Origin of the sequence: Arthrobacter sp. P2b, assembly GCF_900168295.1 — a bacterium.
In the GTDB taxonomy this organism is placed as follows: Bacteria; Actinomycetota; Actinomycetes; order Actinomycetales; family Micrococcaceae; genus Arthrobacter.
Genome location: NZ_FVZL01000006.1, coordinates 109,547 through 133,683 on the forward strand (window position 1 = coordinate 109,547; position 24,137 = coordinate 133,683).

Here is a 24,137-nt window from a genome sequence, read left to right on the forward strand (position 1 = left end):
CGTTGGGGCCCCGCGGCCGCCGTGGCGGGAATCACAAGCCCCTCCGGCCCTTGACGGGGCAGGTAGTTGTTCTACCGAGGAACGAAAAAGCTATGATTGATCCGTTGTGGTTCTTTTTTCATTGGTGGCTACACACGCCGACATCGATCTTGAGACCGTTGCCCAGTTGAGCAACGGTTCCTCTGGTATTGCCACATCCGCTCTCTCCGGATCACCGGCAGTGAAGGGTGCGGTTGTCCTTGCCACCTGCAACCGCTACGAAATCTACGGCGAAGCGCCGCACCCGGACGACGTCGAGGCCGCCCGCGCGGCCCTTGTAGCCCAGATCAGCGATGTCAGCGGACTCAGCGAATCGCTTGTGTCCCGTTCCTTCAGCACCCGCACCGGCCCTGAAGTAAGCCAGCACCTCTTCGCCGTCAGCGCCGGACTGGACTCCGCCGTCGTCGGTGAACGGGAAATCGCGGGCCAGGTCAGGCGTGCACTGATCACCGCCCAGCACGAAGGCACCGCCAGCTCCGGACTAGTGCGGCTGTTCCAGGCCGCCTCCAAGACCGCCAAAGACGTCGGCGCCCAAACAGCGCTAGGTTCGCGTGGCCTGTCCATCGTGTCGGTGGCATTGGACCTGGCAACAGACCTTTCCGAGAACCAGGACTGGACCACCAAAAAAGTGGTGGTGTTCGGGACCGGTGCCTACGCCGGTGCAACCATGGCGCTGCTGCGCGAACGGGGCTGCACAGACATCTCGGTCTTTTCGTCCTCCGGCCGTGCCGAGGGATTCGTCGCCACCCGTGGCGGTACCGCCCTCGACGCCGAAACACTGTATCCCGCGGTTGCTGCCGCGGACGTAATGATCGGGTGCAGCGGTTCGGATACCCGGGTGGAGGCCGATGAACTGGCCCAGGTGCGCGCCAATTCCCCGCAGCCGCTGATCGCCATTGACCTGGCACTGACACATGATTTCGATCCCGCCGTGGGTGAGCTCGACGGCGTCGAACTCCTCACCCTGGAATCGGTGCGCCTCGCCGCGCCACAGGAGCAGGCCGAATCGCTGACGCAGGCAAGTGGGATCGTCAACGGCGCCGCGAAGGCCTTTGAGCAGGAACGAGAGGCCCGCTCCGTGGATTCGGCGATTGTTGCCCTCCGTCGGCACACTATGAACGTCCTGGACGCAGAAATGGAAAAAGTCCGGGCCCGGCACGGCTGCACCGCCGCTGCCGAGGAAGTGGAATTCGCGCTTCGCCGCATGGTCAAGCAGCTGCTCCACGTGCCCACGGTCCGCGCCCGCGAGCTGGCGGCCAACGGCCAGCAGGACGAATACGTGGCGGCCCTGGAAGCCCTCTACGGCATCACCGTGGAGCAGCCCGCTAGCCCCACAGCCCAGGCGGAATGCCCGGTGGACCACCGGGGCCTCGAAAGCGCCTGACCCTCACCGACGCTCTCTCACTTAACGTTGCTTAAACGACGACGCTCTCTCACTTCCTTTTAGAAAGTGAGAGAGCGTCGCAATTTCAAGGGCAATAAGTGAGAGAGCGTCGCTGAGGCGCTTTGTCAGTAGACGGGTTTATGGGGTTCCACGTCACGCACCCAGGCGAGAATGCCGCCGTCGAGATGGCTGATCCGCTCGTACCCCGCCTTCCGGGCCGCCGCCAGGACATTCGCCGAGCGGGCCCCGGACTTGCAGTGGAAGACAATGTCCTTGTCCTGTGGGATCTCCGCCCAGGCGTCGCCGGCCAGGATCCTGCCCTGCGGGATGAGGACGGCCCCGTCGATCCGCACGATGTCGTATTCGCCCGGCTCCCGGACGTCCACGAGCTCAAAGTCCTTGAGCCCCGCTTTCCGCGATGCAAGCATGGTGGCCAGCTGCGTGGCAGTGACGGTGTGTTCCGTGCCCGACTGGGCTGCCGGCGTGATGCCGCAGAACGCCTCGTAATCCGTCAGTTCAGTGATGGGCTCCGCCGCGGGGTCCTTGGACACCCGGATTTCCCGCCAGCTGCCGCCCAGGGCGTCGAAGAGCGCCACACGGCCCAGCAGGGAACGTCCGACGCCGGTGATCAGCTTGACTGCCTCCGTCACCATCAGCGATCCCACGGCCGCGCACAGCATGCCAAAGACGCCGCCCTCGCCGCAGGAGGGCACAGAGCCCGCCGGCGGGGCCTCAGGGTAGAGGTCGCGGTAAGTGGGCCCGTGCTTCTCCCAGAAGACGCTGACCTGGCCGTCGAACCGGAAGATTGAACCCCACACGTAGGGTTTGCCGAGGATGGCGGCTGCGTCGTTCACCAGGTAGCGCGTGGCAAAGTTGTCCGCCCCGTCAAGGATCAGGTCGTACCCGGCGAACAGCTCCAGGGCGTTGGCGGCGTCCAGGCGCACGTCGTGGAGCCGGACATCCACCAACGGGTTCAGCGCGGCAATCGCATCCCGGGCCGACTCGATCTTCGGCCTGCCGACGTCGGCCACGCCGTGGATGACCTGGCGCTGCAGGTTGCTGAGGTCCACCGTGTCGTCATCGATGATCCCGATTGTTCCGACGCCCGCTGCGGCGAGGTACAACAGGGCCGGCGATCCGAGCCCGCCGGCGCCGATTACCAGGACCCTGGCGTTCTTGAGCCGCCGCTGCCCCAGGGTACCGATCTCGGGAATAATGAGGTGCCGCGAGTAGCGTTCCACCTCGGCAGGGGTGAGCTCACCTGCCGGTTCCACCAACGGATCCAGCGAAACAGTTGAAATATTTGCGGTGAAAGTCGAAGCCATACTTCAATGTAGGCCCCGGGATACCGCCCGGTCATATTACCCCGCAGTAAAGTGGAGGTAACTGCAATGGAAAGAAGGACAACCGTGGTCCCTGAAGCACGGGCTGAACGCCCGCCCGCCGCCGAACCGCAAACCTCCCCGCGTCCAGCAGGCCAGCGCTCCGCCCGGCTTCCCCGCGATGAGCGGCGCGCCCAGCTCCTTTCCGCCGCGCAGGAAGTCTTCGTAGCCAATGGCTACCACGGCGCCGCGATGGACGAAATCGCCGAAACGGCCCACGTCAGCAAACCGGTCCTGTACCAGCACTTTCCCTCCAAACGCGAGCTTTACCTTGCACTGCTGGAAAGCCACCTCGCGTCCCTGACCGAGCTGATGCTGGGCGCATTGGACTCCACCACGGACAACAAGGAGCGCGTGAAGGCCGTCATGCGCGCCTACTTCCGCTTTATCGCCAACGATGACCAGGCCCACCGGCTCGTGTTCGAGTCGGACCTCATCAACGATCCGGATGTCAGCTCACGCCTGGAGACCTTCAACCGGACCTTTGCCGACGCCATTGCCCGCGTCATTGCCGGCGACACCAAACTCCCCCACCTCGAGGCGGAGCTTCTGGGGCGCGGACTCGCCGGGATGGCGCAGGTCAGTGCCCGCTACTGGCTCGAAACCGACGGTAATCTTGACCTCGATGTGGCCAGTGACCTCATCTACCGTTTAGCTTGGCGCGGAATCTCTCGCTTCCCCAAAGAGTCCTAGACTACAAATAAGACATCACCAACGAACTTTGACTGGCTGGGAGGCCCCCTGTGGAAATTAAGATCGGCGTTCAGAATGTTGGCCGCGAGATTGTGCTCGAATCGGCACAGGACGCAGACACGGTGGCCAAGGTTGTGGGCGAAGCCATCAACGCCGGCAGCGAGCTGCGCCTGACGGATGACAAGGGACGCCTGATCATTGTTCCCGGAAATGCCCTGGCTTATGTGGAGATCGGCGCCGAAGAGGTCCGCCGCGTAGGGTTCGGCCAGTTCTAGCCCAGCCCCGCGCTGCCGCGAATCCCGAGGAGATCCGTTGCTTTCCCTGACCATCGTTGTGCTCGCCACCGTCGCCGCCGGCTTTATTGTCTGGGCGAATGACAGGCGGCATGCCAAGTACGGCGCCGGCCTTCCCGCCGGCGTAGCCGTGGGTGTAGGGGCCCTCACCTGGATCATCCTCATGGCCGCCGGCTTCGGCTACCGGCCGGGGCTGACCTGGGTTCCGTGGGTCCTGCCCATCGTGCTGGGCGCTGCGGCCGCCGTCGCGGCTGTTCTTTACCTGGGCCGCAGCCGCGCCCGGCAGGACACCCACCGGCTTACCGCGATCCTTCGGCGCTGAGCCTCGGTTTCTGTTGCACCTCACGAAAGTGGCCGCCGTCCCGTCGGGACGGCGGCCACTTGCTTAACGGCACAGCTGCTTGATGACGCGGCTGCCTAATGGTCCGGCACGTATTTCGAAGGCTCGGCCACAGCCCCGGCCGCTGCCGCGGCGTCGCTTGCCCCGGCGGCGGCGGTGAGGTCCCGCCCGGTCACCTGCCCTCCGGCGTCGTGCGAGGTGTAGCGGATGAAGACGCGGTTGTAGCGCCAGTCGAGGTCCGGATGGTGGTTTTGTTCCTCGGCAAGGCGTCCGACGGCGGCAATCACCTCGAGTGCGGCAGCCGCCGTCGGCGTCTTGAAGACGGTGACCAGGCCGCCGTCGCTGAAACGCCAGTCCGGCAGTCCGGTGAGTGCTTCGTCGATGCGTTCCCGGGGAAGGGCGTCTTTGGCGGCCACTGCTGCTCCTTGCATCAGGGCGCCGGCCGGTCCGAAGGAGCAGGCCCTACAGGAACTCGGCCCGGCCCTCCATCGCCGACGACGCCAGCGCGTGCTCGCGGCGCGGTATCCGACCGGCCGCTTTCGCCAGCCTACCGGCGATGACAGCGTGTTTGAAGGCCTCCCCCATCAGCGCCGGGTTCTGCGCCCGGGTCACCGCGGTGGCCAGCAGCACGGCGTCACAGCCAAGCTCCATGGCAAGGGCGGCATCCGACGCCGTGCCGATGCCTGCATCGAGCACCACCGGGACGGAGGCGCGGGACACGATGAGCTCGATGTTGTGAGGGTTCAGGATCCCCAAGCCCGTGCCGATGGGTGATCCCAGGGGCATGACCGCGGTGGCTCCCAGGTTTTCCAGGCGAAGCGCCAGGACCGGATCATCGTTGGTGTACGCAAACACCTTGAACCCGCGGTTAACCAGCTGTTCAGTGGCGTCCACCAGTTCCACGGCGTCCGGGAGGAGGGTGTGCTCATCGGCGATGACCTCAAGCTTCACCCAGTCGGTTTCCAGTGCCTCGCGGGCCAGTTCGGCGGTGAGGACCGCATCACGGGCCGTGAAACAGCCCGCGGTGTTGGGAAGGACCCGGATGCCGTGGTCCACGAGCAGCTGGAAAAGCGAGCCCGTTTCCGCCGTCGAATAGCGGCGCATGGCCACCGTGGTCAGTGCTGTCCCGGATGCCAGCAGCGCGGCTCCAAGGCCGTCCAGGCTAGGGGCGCCGCCGGTGCCCATGATGAGCCGCGATGCCAGGGGTACGCCGTCGATGACCAGCGTGTCGTCCATGCCGGAGGCGCCGGCCGGCGAGGTGGTGGTGGTTTCGGTCATGGTCTCAGCCTCCCTGCACTGCCGTGACGAGCTCGACGTCGTCACCGTCGGCGAGCGCTGTTGCGAACCATTGGCTCCGGGGTACTACCTGCGCGTTGTGCGCCACCGCCACGCCGAGTTTGCCGCCGTCGCGGGCCTGGCCGTCAGCGGCGAGGGGGCGGCCGGTGACCTGGCTGACGAGCATGGTGATGGAGGCCCCGTCAGCCACCGTATGTTGTTGTCCGTTCAGGGTGATGTTCATGCTGTCTCCTTGATGTTGAAGATGGTGGCGGCCGGTTCGCGGCCGGAAAACCGGCCCGGGTTGAACGGTTGCCAGCGGACGTCCGCCGTGCCGTCCAGAAGGTCCCGGCAGATGGCCGCCGCTGCGGGGGCCAGGAGGACGCCGTGCCGGAAGAATCCGGTGGCAATGATCAGTCCCGCAACGTGTGCGGATTCCCCGGCTGCCGGATCGCCGGCCAGCGGCACCCGACCCAACAGCGGGGCGTTGTCCCGGGTGCCGGGCCGCGCCCGTGCCGTGCATTCCAGCAGCTCGAGTTCGGCGACGGCGGGCACCAGGACCTGGGCATCCCGGAGGAGCTGGTAGACCCCGCCTGCCGATACAGCGCCCGCTGCAGCCCGGGCACCGGCCGCCGGTGCATTATGTGTCGCGGCAAGGGCGTCCTCACGCTGGGTGGCTCCGATCACCACCGTCCCGTCCTGCCGCGGGACGATATACACCGGGACGCCATGGACCAGCCCGCGGACCGTTGAGGTTACGAGCGGCTGGAGCTGCCGGGGCACTGCCAGGCGCAGGATATCCCCATACACCGGCCGCAGCGGCAGCTGCAGGCCGTCGGGCAGGCCCGCCAGGGCGGCGGCATCCAGGCCGTTGGCAACGATCGTTTCGCGGGCCAGGACCGTGCCGCCGCCTGCGAGCCGGGCCCCGGCCACTGCCCCGTCCGCCCAGACCAGCCCGGCGGCCCGGTCCGGCACGGCGTAGCCGTCGATGGCCCCCGCCACGTCTGTTCCATTACTTTCGACGGCGGGGCCATGCGCGGCGAGCGCGCGCCGCAGGCAGGACACCAGGCGCCGGGGATCCACCTGGTGGTCCGCGGGCGTGTCCAGTGCGCAGGCGATGGCAGGGCTGAGCAGCGGTTCCCGGCGCCGGGCCTCCCGGACAGTCAACGGCTCCACGGACAGGCCGCTGGCCTGCTGCACCCCGCGCAAATCCATGAGGGCGCGGCGGTCGGCGGCATCGGCACCCACGGCGAGCGTCGGCGTCGTGAGGTACCCGGGACTTTCGCCGGAAGCGGCAGCCAGTTCCGCGGCAAAGCCCGGCCACCGGGCGGAGGAGGCAAGCATGAGCTCCAGGAGGTCCTCCTCCTGGTAGTGCAGCTCGCTCACCGGGGCCAGCATTCCGGCAGCCGCCCAGCTGGCCCCGGCTCCGGGCGCGTCATCGATCAGCACGACGGACCGCCCGGACCGCCTCGCCTCCCAGGCGATGGCATGCCCAACCACTCCGCCGCCGATCACGGCCACGTCGGCACGGATGGTGCCGGAGGGAGCCCCGGGCGGGGCAACGTTTGGGGTGCTCATGTGTCTCCTTCCCTACGCCGGCATTAACCGGATCAGGTCAAGCGGTCGGCTCTGACGCCCTCTCAGCCCGGCGCTTTATGACAGCTGCCGCGGGCTCCCGCAGTACGAGGCCAGTGTAGAGGAACTAGGCTTGCAGCCATGAATGTGTCCCAGTCCCCTGCCCCCGCTGCCGCAGTCCCCGCCGCCGATGCCTTTACCCATGCCGAAGGCACTGCAGGCCTGAACAGCGCCCGGCTTTACCTCTGCACTGATGCCCGCCGGGACCGCGGGGACTTCGGGCAGTTCGTGGATGCTGCCTTTGCCGGCGGCGTGGACATCATCCAGTTGCGGGACAAGGCCATCGAGGCGGCCGAGGAGCTGGAGCTGCTGGCGGTTTTGAAGGAAGCGGCGCAGCGCCATGGCCGGCCGTGGGCTGTGAATGACCGGGCGGACATCGCCGTGTTGTCCGGTGCGCCGGTGTTCCACATCGGTCAGAAGGACCTTCCGTTGGATGCAGCCCGCACCCTGCTCAACGGCAACGCCGCCATCGGGCTTTCCAGCCATGCCCCCGGGCAGGTGGACGCCGCCCTCGCTGCCGCAGCCGGACCGTCCGCGCTTGACTACTTCTGCGTCGGACCGGTCTGGGCCACACCCACCAAACCCGGCAGGGCCGCCGTCGGACTGGACCTGGTGAAGTACGCCGCCGAAGCCTCGGCCGAGGCCGGGAGCGGGGTGCCCTGGTTCGCCATCGGCGGCATCGACCACTCCAATGTGGACCAGGTTGTGGAAGCAGGAGCGAGCCGCATCGTTGTGGTGCGTGCCATCACGGAAGCCGATGACCCTGCCGCCGCTGCCGCCGCCCTTCTCGCTGCCTTGGACGGGGCCACACCCTAAAGACGCCGCAACACGGCGCAGCCCCGTGCGGCGTCAATGCCATGCAAAATCGGGGTTCTTCGGGCTAGGCTGATTTTCGTGTCACATCATCGGCTGGCTCCCAACGTCCACGAGCACAACAATGCCCTCGAGGAAGCCCTGGGTGCCCTGCGGACCGAACTGGAACTGCCCGGCCCATACCCCCTACACGCCGTCAGGGATGCCGAAGCGGCCGTCGCGGCCTTGCAGCTGCCGGCCTATGACCTCACCGGGGTCGGGTTCATCACCATCGATCCGGCATCGTCCACGGATTTGGACCAGGCCCTGTTCATCGAGGCCGACGGCGATGGGTACCACGTGCTGTACGCCATCGCCGATGTTCCCTCCTTCGTGACGCCCGGCGGGCCCCTGGACGCCGAAACACGGCGCCGCGGCCAGACCTTTTATGCCCCTGACGGCCGGATTCCGCTGCATCCGGAAGTCATCAGCGAGGGCGCCGGGAGCCTGCTGCCGGGGCAGGACTGTTCCGCCTTCGTCTGGGATTTCCGGCTGGACAGCGACGCCGAAGTCGCCTCCGTCGCCGTGAAGCGGGCCCGCATGCGCAGCCGGGCCAAGCTCAGCTACAAGGGGGCGCAGGCTGAACTGGATTCGGGCAACGCATCCCCCGTCCTCCAGCTGCTTAGAGAGGTTGGCCTCAAGCGCGTAGAGCTGGAACGCGCCCGCGAAGGTGCCAGCCTGAACATGCCGGAACAGGAGATCGTCCAGCTTCCCGACGGCGGCTACCGCATCGCCGCCGCCCCGCAGCTTCCCGTGGAGGACTGGAACGCGCAGATTTCGCTGATGACCGGCATGGCCGCCGCGCAGCTCATGCTGGCGGGCAGGGTGGGTATCCTGCGCACCATGCCCGCGCCTGACGAGCGCTCCCTCAACCACTTCCGCCTGCAGACCGAAGTGCTGGGCAAACCATGGGACGGGGAGGTCAGCTACGGCGAATACCTGCGCACCCTGGACCCTACCGATCCCCGACAGCTGGCCATCATGCATTCGGCGGGAATGCTGTTCAGGGGCGCCTCCTACACCGCCTTTGACGGTGTGGTCCCGGAAGACGCGGTGCAGTCCGCCATCGGTGCCGCCTACGCCCACACCACCGCTCCGCTGCGCCGGCTGGTGGACCGCTTCGTGCTGGTGATCTGCGAGGCCCTGAGCAACGGCGGCAACGTTCCAGCGTGGGCGAGGGAGGCGCTGCCGTCACTGCCGGACATCATGGCAGGCTCCGACCAGCTGGCGTCCCGGATGGAGCGCATGGCCCTGGACACCGTGGAGGCGGCGCTGCTGGTCAACCACATTGGCCAGGAATTCGACGCAATCGTCATTTCCGGGTCCAAGCCGCAAAACGGCAATGGAAAAAACGGGAACGGCAGGAACGGGAACGGCAACGGCGGTTCCGGAATCATCCAGGTGTCAGAGCCCGCGGTGACCGCCCGGTGCGCCGGCGAACTGGAGTCCGGCACCAAGGTCCGCGTGCGCCTGGTTTCCTCCGATATTGCCACCCGCGAGGTCCACTTCGAACTGGTGCAGTAGTCCCCTGCGGACACCACGCTTAAGGGCGCGGCAGGGCCGAAACCGGGATTTAGGCGGTGTACGGCTAGACTGGAGAAGTAGATATGGATGCCCGGTCGTTGATTTCCTTGATTTGAAACCAACAAGCCCGCCCCTACGCGATCTTGAGATTTGCCCGCTGGTCACCAGTGCCAGCATTTAGATAGCCCGCGATCGGCTTCCACTGGAATTGCTTGCGCGCCCGAGCGTGCTCCGGATCAGCCTCCCCGGCCGGCCCGTTGAGCAGGCAGCGCCATTGCCCAAATGAATAAGGAAACTCCCTGTGAGTGAATTGCATACCCATCAGCTTCTGACGGACGACACCGGCACCGAGACCATCGAGCCCGAAGAAACCATCATCTCCGATGAGAAGCCGCACGAAATCGCGGAAAAGTCCTTCGCCGACTACAACGTCCGCGAAGACATCGTGGAATCGCTGGCCGACGCCGGCATTACCCACCCCTTCCCCATCCAGGCCATGACCCTGCCCGTGGCGCTGTCCGGCCACGACATCATCGGACAGGCCAAGACCGGTACCGGCAAGACCCTTGGCTTCGGCATCCCGGCGCTGCAGCGCGTCGTCGGGCAGGACGACCCCGGCTACGCGAAGCTGGCCGTTCCGGGCGCTCCGCAGGCCCTGGTCATCGTCCCCACGCGCGAACTCGCGGTGCAGGTGGCCAATGACCTGCAGACCGCGTCCCGCAAGCGCAATGCGCGCATCACCACCATCTACGGCGGCCGCGCCTACGAGCCGCAGGTGGAAGCCCTGAAGCAGGGCGTGGAGGTTGTGGTGGGCACGCCCGGCCGCCTGATCGACCTCTACAAGCAGAAGCACCTGAGCCTCAAGAACGTCAAGATCGTTGTGCTCGACGAAGCCGACGAGATGCTGGACCTGGGCTTCCTGCCGGACGTGGAAACCCTTATTGCCGGCACCCCTGCCGTCCGGCAGACCCTGCTGTTCTCAGCCACGATGCCCGGCCCGGTCATCGCCATGGCACGCCGGTACATGACGCAGCCAACGCACATCCGTGCGGCGGACCCCGAGGACGAGGGCCTGACCAAGCGGGACATCCGCCAGCTCATCTACCGTGCACACAGCATGGACAAGACCGAAGTGGTGGCCCGCATCCTCCAGGCCAGGGGCCGGGGACGCACCATCATCTTCACCAAGACCAAGCGCACCGCCGCGAAGGTGGCCGAGGAGCTGGTGGACCGCGGGTTCGCCGCTGCCGCCATCCACGGCGACCTTGGCCAGGGGGCCCGTGAGCAGGCCCTGCGCGCCTTCCGCAACAACAAGGTGGACGTGCTCGTGGCGACGGACGTTGCTGCCCGCGGCATCGACGTCGAGGACGTCACCCACGTCATCAACTACCAGTGCGTGGAAGACGAGAAGATCTACCTGCACCGGGTGGGCCGCACCGGCCGCGCCGGCAACAAGGGCACCGCCGTCACGTTCGTGGACTGGGACGACATGCCGCGCTGGGGCCTGATCAACAAGGCCCTGGGGCTGAGCGTGCCCGAGCCCGTCGAAACGTACTCCTCCTCGCCGCACCTCTACACGGACCTGGATATCCCCGAGGGCACCAAGGGCCGGCTGCCGCGTGACAAGCGCACCCTGGCCGGCGTAGACGCCGAGGTCCTGGAGGACCTGGGCGAAACCGGCAAGAAGAACAGCCGCAGCCCCCGCAGCGGGGACGGCCGGGACCGTGACAGCCGTGGGCGCTCAGGCAAGACCGGTGGCCGTGAAGGTGGCCGCGGCGGCGAGTCCGCCGCCCGCTCTGGTGAGCGCCGCCGTCGTTCTTCCGAGCCTGCCGCAGCCTCCGCACCTGCCGCCGAGTCCCCAACCGGGACCGACGGCGAGCAGCCCTCGCGTGCCCGCCGCACCCGCACCCGTACCCGCCGCCGCAACGGTGAAGTGGTTGCCGGCACGGACAAGGGCGCACAGCCTGGCAGCAGCGAGGGCTAACTGCCTTCATGACTGACACTGTTTGGGCGCCGGACGGCGGCAGCCTGGTGGTGCACGCGGACAACGCGGAGTACCTCCCCACCCTGCCGGCCGGCGCCTTCACGCTGATTTACGTCGATCCGCCTTTCAACACGGGCAGGCCGCAGCTGCGCCAGGAAACCAGGATGGTGGCCAACGCCGAGGGCAGCGGGGACCGGGTGGGCTTCAAGGGCCGCTCCTACGACACCATCAAGGGTGCCCTGCACCGCTACGACGACGCGTTCAGCGACTACTGGTCCTTCCTGGAGCCGCGGCTCGTGGAGGCCTGGCGCCTGCTGGCAGAGGACGGCACCCTGTACCTGCACCTGGACTACCGCGAGGTGCACTACGCCAAGGTGATGCTGGATGCCATCTTTGGCCGGGAATGCTTCCTGAACGAGATCATCTGGGCCTATGATTACGGCGCCCGCGCCAAGAACCGCTGGCCCACGAAGCACGACAACATCCTGGTGTACGTCAAGAACCCCGCGAAGTACCACTTCGACAGCGCGGAGGTGGACCGGGAACCCTACATGGCCCCCGGCCTGGTGACCCCCGCCAAGCGGGAGCTGGGCAAGCTGCCTACGGACGTCTGGTGGCACACCATCGTCTCCCCCACCGGCAAGGAAAAAACCGGCTACCCCACCCAGAAGCCGGAGGGGCTGGTCCGCCGGGTCGTGGCCGCCTCAAGCCGGCCCGGCGACTGGTGCCTGGACTTCTTCGCCGGTTCCGGAACCCTGGGCGCGGTGGCCGCCAAGCTGGGGCGCAGGTTCGTCTGCGTGGACCAGAATCAGCCGGCCGTGGACATCATGGCCAAGCGGCTGGGTGCCCACGCCACCTTCGTGACCCACCAGCCCAACTAGGTAGCGCCAATTGTCGTTGTGGAGCTCCATAACGACAGTTGGCGCTACCCAGTTGGGGAAGCCGGGCAGGATCAGGGGCGGACGACGGCGGTCCCCGTGCCGAGCTCCTCGATCCGGGCCAGGACCTCCGGTGCCGTCAGGTTCTCCCCCAGCAGGTTGGGCTTGCCCGTGCCGTGGTAGTCGGAGGAGCCGGTGATCAGCAGGTCATGCTTCGCCGCCAACCGCCGCAGGAACGCGCGGCCGTCCTCCGGGTTGTCACGGTGGTCGATTTCCAGCCCTGCCAACCCGGCGTCGATCATCTCCTGGTAGACGCGCTCCCCCACGATCCTGCCCCGGGCGGATGCCACCGGATGGGCGAAGACCGGGACTCCGCCGGCTGCACGGACCAGTTCGACGGCGGTGGCGGGGTCCGGCGCGTAATGCTGGATGAAGTAGCGCGACCGCGAGGTGAGGATGGAAGCGAACGCCTCGGAGCGGTCCTCCACCACACCGGCGGCCACCAGCGCGTCGGCGATGTGCGGGCGGCCGAGCGTCGCACCAGGAGCCACATGGTGGATGACGTCATCCCACGTGAGCGGGTAGTCCTCGGCAAGGAGCGTGACCATCCGCTCGGCGCGGGTCAGCCGCGCATCCTTGGCCTTGGTAATCTCCTCCAGCAGCCCCGCATGCGCGGGATCGTGCAGGTAGCTCAGGAGATGGACACTGATCCCTTCGCCGGTCCGGCAGGAAACCTCCATGCCGGGCACCAGCGCCACCCCGTGCTCGGCAGCGGCGGCAGACGCTTCCGCCCAGCCGTCCGTGGAGTCATGGTCGGTCAGGGCCACCACGTCCAGGCCGGCGCGGGCAGCGGAGGCCATGACGTCGGCGGGTTTCTCCGTGCCGTCGGAGACATTCGAGTGGGCATGCAGGTCGATCCTCACCTGTCCAGCCTAGTAGACGGGCTGCCGGCCCGCCGGAAGCCCCGTTCGCATCGCCGGGAAGCTGGTGAGACGATGGTGCCGTGAACCATGCCGATAACACCCCGAACTCTGCTTCCCAGCCGCTGGAAGAGCGGGTCAACAACCGCTCGCAGCGGCCCAGTTCCGACGCTTTCAAGGCCTTCATGGCCAGCAACTGGGCGCCGTCAAACGAGGAGCTTCCCGGCCTCGACGCCGTGGCCGGCTACGCCGCAAACCGGCGGAAGGCCATCTCCACCCAGTTCAAAGGCGAGCGCCTGGTCATCCCCGCCGGCCCGCTGAAGGTCCGGTCCAACGACTGCGATTACCGGTTCCGCCCCCACTCCGGCTTCGCCCACCTGACCGGCCTCGGCCTGGACCACGAGCCGGACGCCGTGCTGATCATGGAGCCTGTTGAGGAAGGAAAGGGCGACGACGGCGGGCAGCACCGTGCCACGCTCTACTTCCGGCCGCTGGCTGGCAGGGATACCGAGCAGTTCTACGCAGACGCGCGCTCCGGGGAGTTCTGGATCGGGCGCCGGCCCACCCTGGCCGAGTTCGAGGCCCGCCTGGGCCTGGCCACAGCCCACATCGACCAGCTGGAAACGGCCATCACCAAGAACGTGGGCGCCCCGGAGATCGGCGGCATCTCCATCCGGCTGGTCCGCAAGGTGGACGAAAACATCGACGCGCTGGTGGACACGGCGCGCTACAACACGGCGAAGGATCCGGACAACCTGGACCTGGGCGTCCTGGATGCCCTCGACGAAAAACTCAGCGAAGCCCTCTCCGAGCTGCGCCTGCTCAAGGATGACTGGGAAATCGAGCAGATGAAGACCGCCGTGGCCGCCACCGTTGAAGGTTTCGAAGAAGTGGTGAAGGTCCTGCCGCGGGCACTGACCCACGCCCGTGGCGAACGGGTGGTTGAGGGCGCGTTCTTCGCCCGTGCCCGCGAAGTGGGCAACGAGCTGGGCTACGACACCATCGCGGCATCCGGCAACAACGCCACGGTCCTGCACTGGACCCGCAACACCGGAAAAATCAGTGCCGGCGAACTCCTGCTGCTCGACGCAGGCGTGGAAGTCGATTCCCTCTACACAGCTGACATCACGCGCACCCTTCCGGCCAGCGGGGTGTTCAGCGACGTCCAGCGCAAAGTCTATGAGGCAGTCCTCGACGCCGCCGACGCCGGCTTCGCCGCGGCGCGTCCCGGCACGAAGTTCCGGGACATCCACACGGCCGCCACCACCGTCCTGGCCGAGCGGCTCGCCGAATGGGGCCTCCTTCCGGTCAGCGTGGAGGAGGCCATCAGCCCCGAAGGCCAGCAGCACCGCCGCTGGATGCCGCACGGCACCAGCCACCACCTGGGACTGGACGTCCATGACTGCGCTCAGGCAAAGCGGGAGCTCTACCTGGACGGCATCCTTACAGAAGGCATGGTGTTCACCATCGAGCCGGGCCTCTACTTCAAGGAAGAGGACCTGGCCATTCCCGAGGAATACCGCGGAATCGGCGTCCGGATCGAGGACGACATCCTGATGACCGCCGACGGACCGGTCAACCTCAGTGCCGCCCTGCCGCGCAAGGCGGACGAGGTTGAGGACTGGATGGCCGGCATCTACCGCGAGGCTGACGCCGCCTCGTAGCCCGCTGTAGGCAGGCAGTCCGCCCGGCTTAGGGGATTCGGCAAACGAAAAAGCGGGACCTCCGGAAGTACCCGGTGGTCCCGCTTTTGCGTGTTCCTGTAACGGCTACTGGCGCGGTCCGGCAGGCCCCTGCTGGCCGTCTCCGTCGCGGTCGGCGTCCGCGGCGGGCACGTTGCCGCCGGGCACCTGGGTGGCGCCGGGCTGGTCCACGCCCTGCTGGGCCTGCCCTGGAGCCGGTTCCTGGGGCAACCGGACGCCGTATTGGGGCCGGCCGTCCGGCAGGTCCGGGTAACGGACCGTGCGCACCGGCTCCTGGCGCGGGCCGCCGTCGGTATTCTGTCCGTCCTGCTGGGCACCCTGCTGCTGGCTGCCGGCAGCAGGGTAGCCGCTGTCCTGGGCGGAGGATCCCGAGGACTGGCCGTAGGGGTCGTTCCAGCCCGACGGGCGGGCAGGGCCCTGGCCCGGCTGCTGGTAGTTCTGGTTCTGCTGGAACGGCTGGTTCTGGTAGTCGCGCTGCGTGTAGGGGCCGTTGCCCGCGGCCGCGTCCGAGCGGTTCATGGGCAGCTGATGCAGCAGCCGCCGGGCCTCGTGCGCCGCCTCAGGCGACACCACGACGTCGTAACTGGTCGCAACCACTTGGCTGGTGGAGGTGAAATCCCGCTTGCCCCGCTGCATGGCATAGGTGACGATGCCGAAGAGCATAAAGAACGCCGCGCCCATCAGCACCGACGTGAGGATCGAGAAGTACCCCGGCGAGGGCGCGAAGAACGAGAGCAGCACACCCACGAACAGGCCGAACCACATGCCGCTCAGTGCGCCGGAAAGGGCCACCCTGGGGTAGCTCAGGCGCCCCGTCACCCGCTCAACCATCTTCAGTTCGTTGCCCACGATGGATACCATGTGTACCGGGAACTGCTGGTCCGCGAGGTAATCCACCGCTTTCTGGGCATCCAGGTAAGAGGTATAGGAGCCGACGGTGTCGCCGGTGGGAACGGCCCTGGCTTCGTCCATGCCGTTGGGGCCACCTGCCTTGGGAGCACCAAAAATGTTTGCCATGGTCCCATTCTTGCCCATCCGTATGGATGCTGCCTGTGAATTCAGCTAAAAGAGAGCAGACTCGGTAGCCTGTAGGGGTGAGCACAACACCTACCCGCGTCTTCGTGGCCCGCCTGCTGGGCCTCGACGTCTTCGACCCGCTGGGCGACCGGCTGGGCCGGCTGCGCGATGTTGTTGTGCTGTCCCGCGGAACCCAGGGCGCGCCCCACGTGGTGGGCATCGTGGTGGAAGTACCGGGAAAAAAGCGCGTCTTTGTGCCCATGACACGCATCACCTCCATCGACCAGACCCAGATCATTTGCACGGGGCTGGTCAATTTGCGCCGTTTCGAGCAGCGCGGCGCGGAGACGCTGGTGGTGGCCGAGATGTTCGACCGCCGCGTGACGCTGCGGGACGGCAGCGGTGACGCCACCATCGAAGACATCGCCATGGACCAGACACGCTCCCGCGACTGGTTCGTCAGCAAGCTGTTCGTCCGCCGTGGCCATTCCCTCTCTCCCCTCAGCCGGCTGCGCCGCAACGAAACCCTGATCATCGACTGGGCCGACGCCCTGCAGGGCCCGCGCACCGAGCCTCAGGCCGCCACCCAGTTCGTGGCCAACCACGAGGACCTCAAGCCCGCCGACTTTGCCGAGGCCCTTCAGGAAATGAGCGACAAACGCCGTTTCGAGGTGGCCAGCGAACTGCAGGACGAAAGGCTCGCCGACGTCCTCCAGGAGCTTCCGGAGGATGACCAGGTGGAGATCCTCTCCGCCCTGGACGTGCAGCGCGCCGCCGACGTGCTGGAGGAGATGGATCCGGACGACGCCGCCGACCTCCTTGGCGAGCTCCCCTCCGCCCAGGCGGAGGAGCTGCTCCAGCTGATGGAGCCGGAGGGTGCCGAGGACGTCCGGCGCCTCCTGGAATACGACGAGGACACCGCCGGCGGCCTGATGACACCGGTCCCGGTGATCCTGCCTCCGGAAGCAACCGTGGCCGAGGCCCTGGCCCACGTGCGCCGTGAGGAACTGTCACCGGCCCTTGCCTCCTCCATCTTTATTGCCCGGCCCCCGCTGGAAACACCCACCGGGCGTTTCCTGGGCGTGGTGCACATCCAGCAGCTGTTGAGGTTCCCGCCGTTCGAGCCGCTGGGGAACCTGGTGGACAAGAACCTGGAGCCGCTGTCCGACCAGGCACACATCAGCGAGGTGGCCCGCACCCTGGCCACGTACAACCTGAATTCCCTGCCGGTGGTCAATGACACCGGCCGCCTTGTGGGGGCGGTGACTGTTGATGACGTCCTTGATCATCTGTTGCCGGATGACTGGCGCGCCCATGATGGCGAAGCCCCGATAAGAAAGCTCGGTGGCCGCATTGGCTGACAACACCGCTCCGAAGACCCCCAACCAGCGGATCCCGGGCCGGGCGGCCAAGAACAACATGGGCAGCCTGGACACGCCCCTGAGCGGCCGCCAGCGGATCCTGCCCAAGTTCTCCCCAGACCCGGACGCCTTCGGACACGCCACGGAGGGTTTCGCGCGCTTCATGGGCACGCCGCAGTTCCTGGTCTACATGACGGTATTCGTTGTGGTCTGGCTGGCGTGGAACACCTTCGCGCCGCTGGAGTGGCAGTTCGACTCCCGCGACCTCGGCTTTACGCTGCTGACCCTGATGCTGTCCCTGCAGGCCTCGTACGCGGCGCCGCTGCTGCTGCTGGCACAGAACCGGCAGGATGACCGGGACCGCGTTTCGCTGCAGCAGGACCGCCAGCGCGCCGAACGCAACCTCTCGGACACCGAATACCTCACCCGGGAACTCGCTTCGCTGCGGATCGCGCTGCGCGAGGTGGCCACCCGCGACTACGTCCGGGCGGAGCTGCGGTCGCTGCTGGAGGACATGCTGGAGGCCCAGGAAGAGCTAAGGACCCATGACCCTTCCGGCCCCGGCAGCCACGAGTCCCCGCGGGACAAGGTCAAGGACAAGCTCCGGGAACAGCGTGACCGGCAGCGGAACCCGCGCACGCAGCAGATTCCCCGGGTCAAGCCCGGCCACTCCACCCAAGACAGGTAAGCCCAGGACCCGATAGTGAGCACCCCCATCGTCAACTCCCAGCTGGCCGAGGCCATCAACAACGCCCTCGCTACTGTCATCGACCCTGAACTCCGGCGCCCCATCACCGAGTTGGGGATGGTGGACTCCGTCAGCGTGTCCGACGACGGCAGGGTCAGGCTGGCGGTGCTGCTCACCATTGCGGGCTGCCCGCTCCGCGACACCATCACCTCCGACTCCGAAAAGGCCCTCTTCGCCGTGCCGGGCGTCACCGCCGTCGACGTCGACCTGAAGGTGATGTCCCAGGCACAGCGGGACGCCCTCAAGGAGAAGCTCCGCGGCCCCGGCGGCCAGCGCGGCATCCCGTTCAACCAGCCCGACTCCCTGACCAAGGTCTTCGCCGTGGCCAGCGGCAAGGGCGGAGTGGGCAAGTCCTCGGTCACCGTCAATCTGGCGTGCGCCCTGGCCGCGCAGGGACTGCGGGTGGGCATCGTGGACGCGGACGTGTACGGCTTCTCCGTTCCGGGCCTGATGGGCATCACCCAGGCGCCAACCCGCGTGGACGACATGATCCTGCCGCCCGTTGCCTACGGCGTGAAGGTCATCTCCATCGGCATGTTCGTCACCGGCAACCAGCCCGTGGCCTGGCGGGGACCCATGCTCCACCGGGCCCTTGAACAGTTCCTCACGGATGTCTATTTCGGGGACCTGGATGCCCTGTTCCTGGATCTTCCGCCGGGCACGGGCGACATTGCCATCTCGGTGGCCCAGCTCCTTCCCAAGGCCGAAATCCTGGTGGTCACCACGCCGCAGGCCGCAGCCGCGGACGTCGCCGAACGGGCAGGTGCCATCGCCACCCAGACAGGCCAGAAAGTGGCCGGCGTGATCGAGAACATGTCCTACCTGGAAATGCCCGACGGCGGCCGGATGGAACTGTTCGGAAGCGGCGGCGGGGCGGTACTCACCGAGAGGTTGACGGCAACCGTGGGCGCCGACGTTCCCCTGCTGGGACAGATCCCGCTGGACATCCAGCTCCGTGAAGGCGGGGATGCCGGGGTTCCGATTGTCATCGGGCAGCCGGGGACTCCCGCGGCGGAGTCGCTGGCAGGAATTGCAGCCCGGCTCGCAGCCGTCCCGCGCGGCCTGGCAGGAATGAAACTGGGTCTGCAGCCGCGCTGACCCGCCCCGTGCCGCTTCCCGGTGTGGTCAGGTGGCTTCGGTGTCGAACGGAGCGGCTTCGCCGGCGGGCAGGGACTGCACCACCCGCTGTGGCCTTGCCGGAGCCGCATCCGCGGCGGCAACGGCCGCTGCGCCGGAAACAGCTGCGACGGCGGCAGGCGCCCCTGCACTGACAGGCTTGGGATCGTCGTCGAGGAGCGCTTCCTTGATGATGCGCCGGGGATCGTACTGGCGGGGATCGTACTTCTTCCAGTCGACATCGTCGATGTCGATCCCCACTTCTTCCTTGATCTGCTCGCGGGCGCCGGAGGCCATGCGCCGGACTTCCTTCACGAGGTTCGCAAGTTTCTGGGTGTATTCGGGCAGCCTCTGGGGGCCGATCACCAGGATGCCGATGAGCAGCAGAAGAAAGAACTCCGGGCCGTTGATTCCAAACACTTTAGGAAGATTACCCTCTCCGGGCTGCCAGTGACGATTCCCGTCACGCGCGGGCGGAAACCACCCTTATTACTGGGTAAAACGGGCCACGATCTTGTTGATTCCGCGCTGCAGCCGGGTGGCCAGTGACTCCGGCGCACTGCTGCTTTCGCCCGCTCCGGCTGAGACACCCTCTCCGGCCTGGCTGGCCAGGCGCTGCAGGATGGGCAGGGCGTCGTCAGCGCGTTCAGCCGGCAGGTTGGACTCGTAGGTAAAAGTGCGGCCGGCGGTCCGGTAGGTGGCAGACCACGGCGAGGAGCCCAGGACCTGCAGTAAGTTGTCCTGCCGGCCGCCAGCACCCGGGGACGGCGGGTGCTGTTCGGTGACGGTGGCGTAGTGGGATCCGTCCGAGAGCCGAAGATGGACCGCCGGCTGGCCGTCAATGACCACCGCTTGTGCCGACTCGAGATGGAACCCCATGGCTTCGAGTTCAGGGCAGGCCCAGCCTTCTGAGCGGAGCATGCTGACCTGTTCGGCGCTCAAGGCCCGCCCGTCTGCCGGCGTCTGCGACGAAACGGGCGACAACGCCGCTGAGGCGCCCGTCCCGGTGAGCGGATCACCGGCTGCAGCAAAGGCGCCAACGGCCAGCACACCGGCTGCCGCTACCGTGCCGCCGGCCGTCATGGCCAACACACGGACCGCTGCCCGGGGCCTCGCGGGGTGGACGGCAGCAGGCCGGGGCTCTGCCGCCAGCTCCGATGTGCGCGCCAGGAGCCGGGCGGTCAGGTCGTCACTGGCGGGCGGAATGGGGGCGTCCCGGAGCCGCTCCAGGTACTGGCGCTCCCGGCGCACGGCGGAAGCGCATTCATGGCACGAGGCAAGATGGCTGGAGGTTCGCTGGTGCCTGCCGCCAAGGGGAAACGGGGACCTCATGCGCCGTTCAGAGGATGCCCGCGATGCGCGGCATGGAAAGCTTGCGGCGCGCCTGCTGCGGACGTGGATCCCTGTGGGCGAGCTTCTCCCGAAGCATGGTCCGTCCACGGTGGATGCGCGAGCGGACGGTTCCGAGCTTAACGCCCAGGGCCTCCGCCACCTCGTCGTAGGACAACCCTTCCAGGTCGCACAGGACGACGGCGGCCCGGAAGTCCGGCGGGAGTTCCTCCAGTGCTGCCTGGACATCCAGGTCCAGGTTGTTCAGCTCGAAGCTCTGCTCGGGGCCCGGTTCGCGTCCGGGGAGGCGGGATTCCGCGTCCTCGGCCAGGGCATCGAACCGGATCCGCGTTTTGCGCCGCGCCTGATCCAGGAACAGGTTGGTGGTGATGCGGTGCAGCCAGCCGTCCAGGGTCCCGGGCTTGAAGTTTTCGAGCGAGCGGAAGACGCGGACGAACACCTCCTGGGTGAGGTCCTCGGCGTCGTACTTGTTACCGGTCAGGCGGTATGCCAGCCGGTACACTTTTGCCGAATGGTTGGTGACCACTTCTTCCCAGGTAGGACGGACCCACTCAGCGTCGGGATTATGTACTGCAGGGACAGGTGCCACAACTGAAGATGACATCGTCCACTCCCCTCGTGGAATTGCTAACGCCCGGATACTGTTGACATCTCTGATTCGGCGCCGATCACCTTTTGGATGAGCGGATAATAATCATTTCAAATTTGGCTGGGAATTTCCTGACTGCGGGAAAGTTCAGCCGTGGGCGCAACAGCCCGCCTCCGCTGCCCGCTCCCCCGGACACAGTAGGCTGTAGAAGACACTCCCCCTCCCGCCCAGAAAGCGAAAATTCATGAGCGCCGACAAGTCCATCAGCTGGTCCTATGCAGAAGATCTGCCCGCTGAGGATGAGGTCATGCTTCGGGCCCGGGAGCGTTCCTTCGAACTGGGAGTGACCCCCATCGGACCGGGAGTAGGCGCCGTGCTCACGGTCCTGGCTGCCGCGTCCAAGGCGCAGACCGCCGTCGAGATTGGAACGGGGGCGGGAGTGTCCGGCGTGTGCCTCCTCCGAGGGCTTGGCCCGCAGGCAGTCCTCACCACCATCGACGTCGACGTGGAACACCTGAAGGCCGCGCGGGAGGCCTTTTCCGAGGCCGGGAGCCCAGCCAACCGTACCCGTACCATTTCCGGCCGCGCAGGCGATGTCCTGCCGCGGCTCACGGATGCTGCCTATGACCTGGTGTTCATCGATGCCGACAAGCCCGGCCTGCCAGGCTACGTGGAGCAAGCCATCAGGCTCCTGAAGCGGGCCGGCCTGCTGATCATCAATGACGCCCTCGACAAAGACAAAGTGGCAAACCCTGCCGGCCGCGAGGCCACCACGGTGGTCCTTCGCCAGGTTGGCAAGGCGATCCGCGACGACGACAGGCTCGCGTCAGCCATGCTTCCCACCGGAGACGGCCTGCTGGTCGCCGTCAAGAAGTAGCCACCGCCGCAGCACAAGATAAAGGACAGGGTCCGCAGCACGGCTGCGGACCCTGTCCTTTTCACGATTATTCGGTAACGCCGACGAGGCATTCCTTGAGGTTTGCCGCTTCGGCAGCGTTCAGTTCGACCACAAGACGCCCGCCGCCTTCGAGCGGGACGCGCATGATCAGGCTGCGGCCCTCCTTGGTGACTTCCATTGGGCCGTCGCCGGTGCGTGGTTTCATAGCCGCCATGAGGAATTCCCCTCCATTTTGTCCCAGGACTGATCAGCCCGGGCGGGCTGTGTCCGCATGTCGATCAAGCCGCTATGGCGGCGGTAGTTTCCACCGCCAAGGCTGCGCGTATTCTGAATGCTTTTTGTCCTTGCTTACTTACCATTATCGCGGAATTACCCGCACGTAGCTAATCGATGGACATTTTCGGCGGGCCGGTATTCCTGTCCTGACCTGCACGGAAGTCCAAAAAAACTAGGGCGGGTAATCGCCGCCGCCCGGCAATTGCGCCCAGGCCCACAACCACACAATCCACACGATCTGCAGCAGCAGGAACATGGTCACCACCGTGCCCCGGTAGGCCCGCGAGCGGGACAGCAGCACGGCTCCCAGTGCCAGCGGAAACAGCGGCAGCAGCATACGGAACGTACTGGTCTGCGGATGCAGGAACGCCAAAAGGTACCCCATGTAGCAGGCGCACCACAGGCGGAGTTCGACGCCGAGCCGCACCACGGGCGGCAGGAACAGCAACAGGCCGAAAAGGGCCACAAAGACGAACGGCGCAAGCAGTCCCAATACCGGCCCGAAGAGGTCGACGCCGGTATCGAACCACGGTTTGAACGGCACCAGGTCATGGCCCCGCCACACGGTTTCGGTTTTGGTATACGCCTGGAAGTCGCCGGTAGCGGCCCACGCTGCGGCGGGCCACGCCAGCGCGGAAACGCCTGCGACGGCGGTCAGGCCGGTAAGTGCCGCCATTTCACCGAAGGTGTGGTTGCCGGCTGGCAGGCCAGCCGCGCCGCCGCTCCGGAGGCGTTCCAGCAGGCGATACACCAGGACGAGCCCGAGCATGGCGGCGAAAGGGACGCCGATGGGACGCGAGAGGCACAGGAGCACCACCACCGGTATGGCCCACAGGTAATGCCGGCGCATCACCAGGAGCAGGGCCGACGCCAGCAGGAGGAGCGACAGTGACTCCGCGTAGGGAACCTGCAGTATGGCCGAGACCGGGAAAGTGGCGAAGAAGGCAACGCCCCACAGCGCCGGGACGTGGGACACCCTGTGCCTGAAAAGGGTGTAAACCACCAGCGCCGCTCCCCAACCGGCCAGCATCGCAAGGAGGGTGAGTGAGGCGGCAGGAATTAGTCCCGTCAGCCTGCTGAGGCCTCCCGCCAGGGCTGGAAACAGGGGGTAGAAGGCCCAGGCGTTTTCCTGGACGTTGCCGGCAGCGTCTGTGGGGAGCTCTGACGGGTATCCGTTGGCGATGACCTCGCCGTACCAGCGCGCGTCCCAGATGTTGATGAAGTTCCAGTAGTCGGGCCTGGCCGGGAACCAGGGATTGGGGCCCTGGTGGAGCGCGGCGGCCATGAAGATGCAGGCGCTGACCAGCCGGGCCGCGGCGTAGATGACCGTGACCTGTGCCCACCAGGGCCAGCTGCGATAGGCGGAACCGGCCTGCCCGGCCCAGGCCTGGGCGGCAGTAGCAAAGCCCGTCCGGCGGCGCGCCACCGTACTCACTGCCCGCTCTTCCCTGGCACCGCATTCCCGCCGTCGCGCGCCGCGGCGGTTCCGTCGTCGCGCGTTCCGCCGGGGCTGCCCTGGTTCGGCTCCTCAACGGCCAGCAGCCGGGCGCGCAGCTCGTCCACTTCCTGCTGCCTGGCAGCAAGCTGGTCCCTCAGTTCATCAAGGACCTGGTCCACCTGGTCCATCCGGTAGCCGCGCAGGCCCAGCGAGAAGCGCACGCGGTCCACATCCTCCGCAGCTGCGTTGGCCGGAAGCAGCACCGGGGGAAGGTTGGCCGGCGGCTGCTCGAAGCCACCGTCCAGCAGGGTCGGCAACGGGCGGTGGCCCGACTTCCGGGGGCGCCGCCCCAGGCTGGCCCACAAGACCGCCCCTACCAGCACGATGGCGAGGAAAACCAGAAAAAAGCTCACTGCTCCATCGTGCCAGACCTGGCGCTGCC

Annotated in this window: 26 protein-coding genes and 1 riboswitch; of the genes, 13 read left to right on the top strand and 13 right to left on the bottom strand. The window is 66.9% G+C overall.

All coding sequences use genetic code 11. From position 1 onward, the window contains the following. The first annotated feature begins 106 nt into the window (after window positions 1-106). A complete protein-coding gene (locus tag B5520_RS12070; RefSeq protein WP_079597301.1) occupies window positions 107-1,423 on the top strand; it encodes a glutamyl-tRNA reductase in 1,317 nt (438 codons plus the stop codon). Window positions 1,424-1,548: 125 nt separating this feature from the next. On the opposite strand, the gene moeB is transcribed toward B5520_RS12070, so the two are convergent. Further along, complete coding sequence (gene moeB / locus B5520_RS12075; protein ID WP_079597302.1) at window positions 1,549-2,748, bottom strand: molybdopterin-synthase adenylyltransferase MoeB; 1,200 nt, start codon at window positions 2,746-2,748, stop codon at window positions 1,549-1,551. Window positions 2,749-2,832: 84 nt separating this feature from the next. On the opposite strand from moeB, the gene B5520_RS12080 reads away from it, so the two are divergent. Genes B5520_RS12080 through B5520_RS12090 form a run of 3 tightly spaced genes read left to right on the top strand, consistent with a single transcriptional unit; the run spans window position 2,833 to window position 4,113 of the window. Continuing rightward, on the top strand, window positions 2,833-3,498 hold the full coding sequence (locus B5520_RS12080; protein WP_079597303.1) for a TetR/AcrR family transcriptional regulator: 666 nt from the start codon (window positions 2,833-2,835) through the stop codon (window positions 3,496-3,498). A gap of 50 nt (window positions 3,499-3,548) precedes the next feature. Next, entirely contained in the window at window positions 3,549-3,773 is a 225-nt protein-coding gene (locus B5520_RS12085) for a DUF3107 domain-containing protein (RefSeq protein WP_079597304.1), read from the top strand. Between the two features lie 37 nt (window positions 3,774-3,810). Beyond that, complete coding sequence (locus B5520_RS12090; RefSeq protein ID WP_079597305.1) at window positions 3,811-4,113, top strand: hypothetical protein; 303 nt, start codon at window positions 3,811-3,813, stop codon at window positions 4,111-4,113. A gap of 95 nt (window positions 4,114-4,208) precedes the next feature. Here the strand turns inward: B5520_RS12090 and B5520_RS12095 are convergent, their stop codons facing one another. The 4 genes from B5520_RS12095 to thiO all read right to left on the bottom strand — a co-directional run bounded on the left by B5520_RS12095 (window position 4,209) and on the right by thiO (window position 6,984). Further along, entirely contained in the window at window positions 4,209-4,547 is a 339-nt protein-coding gene (locus B5520_RS12095; RefSeq protein ID WP_079597306.1) for a 4a-hydroxytetrahydrobiopterin dehydratase, read from the bottom strand. A gap of 46 nt (window positions 4,548-4,593) precedes the next feature. After that, complete coding sequence (locus B5520_RS12100) at window positions 4,594-5,409, bottom strand: thiazole synthase (protein ID WP_079597307.1); 816 nt, start codon at window positions 5,407-5,409, stop codon at window positions 4,594-4,596. A 4-nt stretch (window positions 5,410-5,413) separates the two neighbouring features. Next, a complete protein-coding gene (gene thiS, locus B5520_RS12105; RefSeq protein ID WP_079597308.1) occupies window positions 5,414-5,650 on the bottom strand; it encodes a sulfur carrier protein ThiS in 237 nt (78 codons plus the stop codon). Continuing rightward, window positions 5,647-6,984 (bottom strand): glycine oxidase ThiO, encoded by a 1,338-nt coding sequence (thiO, locus tag B5520_RS12110; protein WP_079597309.1) that lies wholly within the window; start codon window positions 6,982-6,984, stop codon window positions 5,647-5,649. Before thiO ends, thiS begins: the two co-directional genes overlap by 4 nt. Beyond that, a riboswitch (TPP riboswitch) is annotated at window positions 6,977-7,095 on the bottom strand. It overlaps the preceding gene by 8 nt. A 27-nt stretch (window positions 7,096-7,122) precedes the next feature. On the opposite strand from thiO, the gene thiE reads away from it, so the two are divergent. The 4 genes from thiE (at window position 7,123) to B5520_RS12130 (ending at window position 12,282) form a co-directional block, all read left to right on the top strand. Continuing rightward, a complete protein-coding gene (gene thiE / locus B5520_RS12115; protein ID WP_079597310.1) occupies window positions 7,123-7,857 on the top strand; it encodes a thiamine phosphate synthase in 735 nt (244 codons plus the stop codon). Between the two features lie 78 nt (window positions 7,858-7,935). Next, a complete protein-coding gene (locus B5520_RS12120; RefSeq protein WP_079597311.1) occupies window positions 7,936-9,417 on the top strand; it encodes an RNB domain-containing ribonuclease in 1,482 nt (493 codons plus the stop codon). Between the two features lie 301 nt (window positions 9,418-9,718). Beyond that, the gene (locus B5520_RS12125) at window positions 9,719-11,401 is read left to right on the top strand and encodes a DEAD/DEAH box helicase (protein ID WP_079597312.1); all 1,683 of its coding nucleotides are present in this window, start codon (window positions 9,719-9,721) and stop codon (window positions 11,399-11,401) included. An 8-nt stretch (window positions 11,402-11,409) separates the two neighbouring features. After that, window positions 11,410-12,282, top strand: coding sequence for a DNA-methyltransferase (locus B5520_RS12130; RefSeq protein WP_079597313.1), 873 nt, complete (start codon window positions 11,410-11,412; stop codon window positions 12,280-12,282). Window positions 12,283-12,353: 71 nt separating this feature from the next. Here B5520_RS12130 and B5520_RS12135 read toward each other — a convergent pair whose 3' ends face one another. Beyond that, entirely contained in the window at window positions 12,354-13,202 is an 849-nt protein-coding gene (locus B5520_RS12135) for a PHP domain-containing protein (RefSeq protein WP_079597314.1), read from the bottom strand. An 80-nt stretch (window positions 13,203-13,282) separates the two neighbouring features. Between B5520_RS12135 and B5520_RS12140 the strand changes: the two genes are divergently transcribed. Continuing rightward, a complete protein-coding gene (locus B5520_RS12140; RefSeq protein ID WP_079597315.1) occupies window positions 13,283-14,863 on the top strand; it encodes an aminopeptidase P family protein in 1,581 nt (526 codons plus the stop codon). 105 nt (window positions 14,864-14,968) lie between these two features. On the opposite strand, the gene B5520_RS12145 is transcribed toward B5520_RS12140, so the two are convergent. Next, window positions 14,969-15,919 (bottom strand): general stress protein, encoded by a 951-nt coding sequence (locus tag B5520_RS12145; RefSeq protein WP_079597316.1) that lies wholly within the window; start codon window positions 15,917-15,919, stop codon window positions 14,969-14,971. Between the two features lie 77 nt (window positions 15,920-15,996). On the opposite strand from B5520_RS12145, the gene B5520_RS12150 reads away from it, so the two are divergent. Genes B5520_RS12150 through B5520_RS12160 form a run of 3 tightly spaced genes read left to right on the top strand, consistent with a single transcriptional unit; the run spans window position 15,997 to window position 19,126 of the window. Next, window positions 15,997-17,280 (top strand): magnesium transporter MgtE N-terminal domain-containing protein, encoded by a 1,284-nt coding sequence (locus tag B5520_RS12150; protein WP_079597317.1) that lies wholly within the window; start codon window positions 15,997-15,999, stop codon window positions 17,278-17,280. After that, on the top strand, window positions 17,264-17,968 hold the full coding sequence (locus B5520_RS12155) for a DUF1003 domain-containing protein (protein WP_104443484.1): 705 nt from the start codon (window positions 17,264-17,266) through the stop codon (window positions 17,966-17,968). The genes B5520_RS12150 and B5520_RS12155 overlap by 17 nt, the downstream gene beginning before the upstream one ends. 15 nt (window positions 17,969-17,983) lie before the next feature. Continuing rightward, the gene (locus B5520_RS12160) at window positions 17,984-19,126 is read left to right on the top strand and encodes an Mrp/NBP35 family ATP-binding protein (protein WP_079597318.1); all 1,143 of its coding nucleotides are present in this window, start codon (window positions 17,984-17,986) and stop codon (window positions 19,124-19,126) included. A 27-nt stretch (window positions 19,127-19,153) separates the two neighbouring features. Here B5520_RS12160 and B5520_RS12165 read toward each other — a convergent pair whose 3' ends face one another. From B5520_RS12165 to sigE, 3 genes are all read right to left on the bottom strand, one after another. Continuing rightward, a complete protein-coding gene (locus tag B5520_RS12165; RefSeq protein ID WP_079597319.1) occupies window positions 19,154-19,564 on the bottom strand; it encodes a hypothetical protein in 411 nt (136 codons plus the stop codon). Between the two features lie 69 nt (window positions 19,565-19,633). Further along, window positions 19,634-20,395: an anti-sigma factor gene (locus B5520_RS12170; protein ID WP_079597320.1), complete on the bottom strand. Its 762-nt coding sequence runs from the start codon at window positions 20,393-20,395 to the stop codon at window positions 19,634-19,636. 88 nt (window positions 20,396-20,483) lie between these two features. Continuing rightward, window positions 20,484-21,098, bottom strand: a complete 615-nt coding sequence (sigE, locus tag B5520_RS12175; protein WP_079597321.1) for an RNA polymerase sigma factor SigE — start codon at window positions 21,096-21,098, stop codon at window positions 20,484-20,486. A gap of 229 nt (window positions 21,099-21,327) precedes the next feature. Here sigE and B5520_RS12180 point away from each other — a divergent pair, with 229 nt between their 5' ends. Beyond that, the gene (locus B5520_RS12180; protein ID WP_079597322.1) at window positions 21,328-21,960 is read left to right on the top strand and encodes an O-methyltransferase; all 633 of its coding nucleotides are present in this window, start codon (window positions 21,328-21,330) and stop codon (window positions 21,958-21,960) included. Window positions 21,961-22,027: 67 nt separating this feature from the next. On the opposite strand, the gene B5520_RS12185 is transcribed toward B5520_RS12180, so the two are convergent. From B5520_RS12185 to B5520_RS12195, 3 genes are all read right to left on the bottom strand, one after another. After that, window positions 22,028-22,195 (bottom strand): DUF3117 domain-containing protein, encoded by a 168-nt coding sequence (locus tag B5520_RS12185; RefSeq protein ID WP_009357720.1) that lies wholly within the window; start codon window positions 22,193-22,195, stop codon window positions 22,028-22,030. A 234-nt stretch (window positions 22,196-22,429) separates the two neighbouring features. Then, entirely contained in the window at window positions 22,430-23,692 is a 1,263-nt protein-coding gene (locus B5520_RS12190) for a hypothetical protein (RefSeq protein WP_079597323.1), read from the bottom strand. Then, window positions 23,689-24,108, bottom strand: a complete 420-nt coding sequence (locus B5520_RS12195) for a DivIVA domain-containing protein (protein ID WP_079597324.1) — start codon at window positions 24,106-24,108, stop codon at window positions 23,689-23,691. Before B5520_RS12195 ends, B5520_RS12190 begins: the two co-directional genes overlap by 4 nt. Between the last annotated feature and the right edge of the window lie 29 nt (window positions 24,109-24,137).

Bases quoted from the DNA above. Each gene is read 5' to 3' on its own strand.
- moeB (WP_079597302.1), bottom strand. From the start codon at position 2,748: ATGGCTTCGACTTTCACCGCAAATATTTCAACTGTTTCGCTGGATCCG.
- B5520_RS12100 (WP_079597307.1), bottom strand. From the start codon at position 5,409: ATGACCGAAACCACCACCACCTCGCCGGCCGGCGCCTCCGGCATGGAC.
- thiS (WP_079597308.1), bottom strand. From the start codon at position 5,650: ATGAACATCACCCTGAACGGACAACAACATACGGTGGCTGACGGGGCC.
- thiO (WP_079597309.1), bottom strand. From the start codon at position 6,984: ATGAGCACCCCAAACGTTGCCCCGCCCGGGGCTCCCTCCGGCACCATC.
- thiE (WP_079597310.1), top strand. From the start codon at position 7,123: ATGAATGTGTCCCAGTCCCCTGCCCCCGCTGCCGCAGTCCCCGCCGCC.
- B5520_RS12130 (WP_079597313.1), top strand. From the start codon at position 11,410: ATGACTGACACTGTTTGGGCGCCGGACGGCGGCAGCCTGGTGGTGCAC.
- B5520_RS12145 (WP_079597316.1), bottom strand. From the start codon at position 15,919: ATGGCAAACATTTTTGGTGCTCCCAAGGCAGGTGGCCCCAACGGCATG.
- sigE (WP_079597321.1), bottom strand. From the start codon at position 21,098: ATGTCATCTTCAGTTGTGGCACCTGTCCCTGCAGTACATAATCCCGAC.
- B5520_RS12180 (WP_079597322.1), top strand. From the start codon at position 21,328: ATGAGCGCCGACAAGTCCATCAGCTGGTCCTATGCAGAAGATCTGCCC.
- B5520_RS12185 (WP_009357720.1), bottom strand. From the start codon at position 22,195: ATGGCGGCTATGAAACCACGCACCGGCGACGGCCCAATGGAAGTCACC.